Origin of the sequence: Gaiella occulta, from assembly GCF_003351045.1 — a bacterium.
GTDB classification, from domain to species: Bacteria; Actinomycetota; Thermoleophilia; order Gaiellales; family Gaiellaceae; genus Gaiella; species Gaiella occulta.
Map to the genome: position 1 here is coordinate 1 of NZ_QQZY01000019.1, position 3,285 is coordinate 3,285.

Annotated in this window: 3 protein-coding genes and 1 pseudogene; 1 reads left to right on the top strand and 3 read right to left on the bottom strand. The window is 65.3% G+C overall.

What is annotated here, in order from left to right; all coding sequences use genetic code 11:
* A partial coding sequence (locus Gocc_RS15485) for a transposase (RefSeq protein WP_181813750.1) occupies positions 1 to 736 on the bottom strand: 736 nt, incomplete at its 3' end.
* A 255-nt stretch (positions 737 to 991) separates the two neighbouring features.
* On the opposite strand from Gocc_RS15485, the gene Gocc_RS15490 reads away from it, so the two are divergent.
* Entirely contained in the window at positions 992 to 1,753 is a 762-nt protein-coding gene (locus tag Gocc_RS15490; RefSeq protein ID WP_114797482.1) for a DUF5131 family protein, read from the top strand.
* Here Gocc_RS15490 and Gocc_RS15495 read toward each other — a convergent pair.
* Complete coding sequence (locus Gocc_RS15495) at positions 1,743 to 2,810, bottom strand: three-Cys-motif partner protein TcmP (protein ID WP_114797483.1); 1,068 nt, start codon at positions 2,808 to 2,810, stop codon at positions 1,743 to 1,745. The genes Gocc_RS15490 and Gocc_RS15495 overlap by 11 nt on opposite strands.
* A 292-nt stretch (positions 2,811 to 3,102) precedes the next feature.
* Positions 3,103 to 3,285, bottom strand: a pseudogene (locus Gocc_RS16465) (IS256 family transposase); the annotation flags it as partial.

Here is a 3,285-nt window from a genome sequence, read left to right on the forward strand (position 1 = left end):
CGTTCTCGGTTGACCCCTCGACCACCCCGAGCGGCACCTTCGTCCCGTCCGCGGTGACACCGAGCGCACCAACCATCGTGTGCCCGGCGAAGTCGAAGCCGTCGACGAACACGATCAGCCAGCGCTGGTCGTCGAGCGGGCGGGAGCGAAACTCGGCGAGCCGCTCGGCGGTCGCGCTGATGAACCCGCGGCTCACCGAGCTCTGCGACGTCCCCGACGCGGTCGACTCCACCGCCTCACCGACCGGCTCGAGCGCGGTCCGGTAGCGGCGCCCCGACAGCCCGGCCAGCATCGAGGCGACCATGTGGTCGGCCAGCAGGTCGACCGACGCGAACGTGTCGTACGACTGCAAGCGCACCTCGCTCTCCTGGCCATCAGGGCCGGCGACCGTCCGCACCCGCGGCCGGCGCACCGGGACCCGCCGCCTGCCCAACGTCACCCTGCCGTCCTCGACGCCGTGCCGGTAGGCGACGCGGCCCGGATCGTGCCGACCCTTGGACCCCGCCACCTCGGTCACCTCGGCGTCGACGAGCTCGCCCATCACCTCCAGGCCGATCGCCACCGACGCCGCCAACAGCCCCTGACGCATCTCCGCCGCGAACAGCTCCAGCTGCCCGCTCACCTTCCCCGCCAGCCGCTCCGACAACGACCGGTCGGCCAGATCGACCAGCCCGATCCCGGGCAGCAGCCGCAGCCCGCTCGTCCTCGACATCTTCGTGTGCGACGCTTCCTTCATTGGTGGTCCTCCTTCTCAACTCGATGGTGTGAGAACCCCGAGCGTGCCCCACGGCACGGACGAGGCGGAGGACCGCCAACCAATTTCTACGACGCCTGGGTCAACCTCGTCTTGAGAGAAGTCAAGCTTAGAAACGGCCTCGGACTTCGACTCTCCGCGGGTTGGCAAGGCAGTACGACTGAGCATCGCAAGCCGTGGCCGACCACGCCGAGCCGGACCCTGGACCTCGGCCGCCTAGCGCGGTACGCTGAAGTCATGGCCGACCGGTCAGCTATCGAGTGGACCGAGGCGACCTGGAACCCGGTCTCCGGGTGTAGCAAGGTCTCTCCCGGCTGTGCGCACTGTTATGCGGAGACGATCAGCCTTCGTTTTCGGCATTCGCTGAAGCCTTGGACGCCTGAGAACGCGAAGGAGAATGTTCGGCTCCACGAGGGCAGGATCGACCAGCCGCTTCGGTGGCGTCGTCCCCGCCTCGTGTTCGTGAACTCGATGAGCGACCTCTTTCACGAGGAGGTGCCGTTCGAGTTCGTCGACCGCGTCTGGAACGTGATGACCGAGGCGTCTCATCACACGTTCCAGGTGCTGACCAAGCGGCCAGAGATCGCTAGCAAGTGGGCGACCCACTATCTCGCCGAACACGGCTCGCTCGGCGCCAACGTGTGGCTCGGCGTCTCGATCGAAAACAGTCGCTACACGTTTCGCGCCGACGTACTTCGGACGATCCCGGCGACCGTTCACTTCATCTCAGCGGAGCCCTTGCTCGGCAGCTTGTACGCGTCGGGGACGAACCGGCGGCCACTCGATCTAACTGGGATCGACTGGCTGATCGCGGGCGGTGAATCCGGAGCGCGCTCACGACCGGTGGACGTCCGCTGGGTGCGCGAGCTGCGTGATGGGTGCCGGGACGCAGGCGTCGCGTTCTTCTTCAAGCAGTGGGGAGGGCGCACGGCCAAGGCCGGCGGCCGCGAACTGGACGGCCGCATCTTTGACGAAATGCCTCGCGCTGCTACAGGGTGAAGCGCATCTTCGCCCCGTCGGGGTAGGTTCCCTTCCCTCTCCGCTCGGTGAGCACCTGGAGCTTGCCGTCGAGCTCAAGCGGCTTCAACGTCCGCTTCTTGACATGCGACGGCAGGTACGGCGTGTCCACCAACGTGAACTCGAGCGCATCCTCGATGGTGAACTTTTTCTTGCCGAAGTGGGCGATCAGCGCGTCGCGCAGTGGTGTGGTGTCAACTTCATCCTCGAACAGTGGCTGCATGCCGGAGGATGTTGTGTCCTTGTAGCGCTGTCCTTCCACGCGGTCGATGTCCCACATCGACTCCTTCATCCGGCGCAGACCAAGCTGGTGCTTTGTGCCGAAGAAGAGCGTGTAGCCCGACGCCGGGTTAGCGGAGCTGACGATCTCGAACGAGCGGACGTACGTCAGCCCACACTCGTTCTCGAGCTGCTTCGCAAAGAGGTCGTGGAGGAAGCGGAGCCTTGCATCGCCGTTCAGCTCTCTGGCCTTCTCCCATTCGTCTGTGCCGAACAGCGTGTTCATCGCGTTCTCTTGGCCGGCGCGACCAACGAACCGGTTTACGTGTCTTAGCGGCACGTAGACCAGCACTTCGCAACGGTCGAACTGCAGAAAGCGACCGGACAGATCCATAGGTGCGTCGGAGTAGCCGAAAGGGTCGATGAACGCGAACGTCGGAGCGAGCGCCGCCCCTCGCGTCTCCACATCGTCGAGAACTTCGGCAAAGCGATCCTGGAAGCTTCCTTCGATCACCTCGACGACGACGTTCTTCGGGAGCGCACCAAGCGCGGCGATCTCCTTCTTCAGCCGTTTGACGCGCGCGCGCTCCTCCTCGATGAAGACGTACACGAGCTCCGCGTCGATCCGTTCGCGATACGCGTGATCGAGGTAGGCGTTCAAGGCGATGATCGGCGACCCCGGCTCGCCGTCCTCGTAGACGCCCGGCCCGGCGAACCCGTCCACGTAGACGAGCCGACCGTTGTACTTCGACATGATCGGAAGCCAGGCGTAGAGATAGTTCTGGAGGATGCGGTGCTTGGCCGCGGTGTGCGGTTCCATCTTCCAGACGGTGGGCTGAGTAGGTGCCACGGCACGCGCAGTCTGTTCACGGGTTTGACAAAACGCAACCTCTCGGTCGCGCGACGCGCGGATGCGGCAGTCAACCGGCGGCAACGCTCAGGCGACTACAGGCTGATGCGCTTTACGCTTACCGCTCGAGATGGCGCGCGCACTTCGTAGAGACACCCTGATCGGCCGGGCGCGTTTTCACAGCGGACTCGAGCAGCTGGAAGCCGCAGAGCTGCTGAGGATGACTCATGCGCCGTGGAAGTTCGGCGGCGGTCCCTGACTGTTACGCGGCCTCGACGATAGCGACCTCCTCGGTCGGAGTGATCTCGCGTTTGAGCGCGGCGGCGAGAGCGGGGAGTTGCCGATAGCCCTTGACGCGACGGAACTGGGTGGAGGCGGCGAGCATGCCGGCGGCTGCCCTGCGGAGCCGCATGTCACCTCGCTGCCAGTGCTTCACGTTGCGCGC

Coding starts and splice junctions, on each gene's coding strand:
- Gocc_RS15490 (WP_114797482.1), top strand. CDS start 992: ATGGCCGACCGGTCAGCTATCGAGTGGACCGAGGCGACCTGGAACCCG.
- Gocc_RS15495 (WP_114797483.1), bottom strand. CDS start 2,810: ATGGAACCGCACACCGCGGCCAAGCACCGCATCCTCCAGAACTATCTC.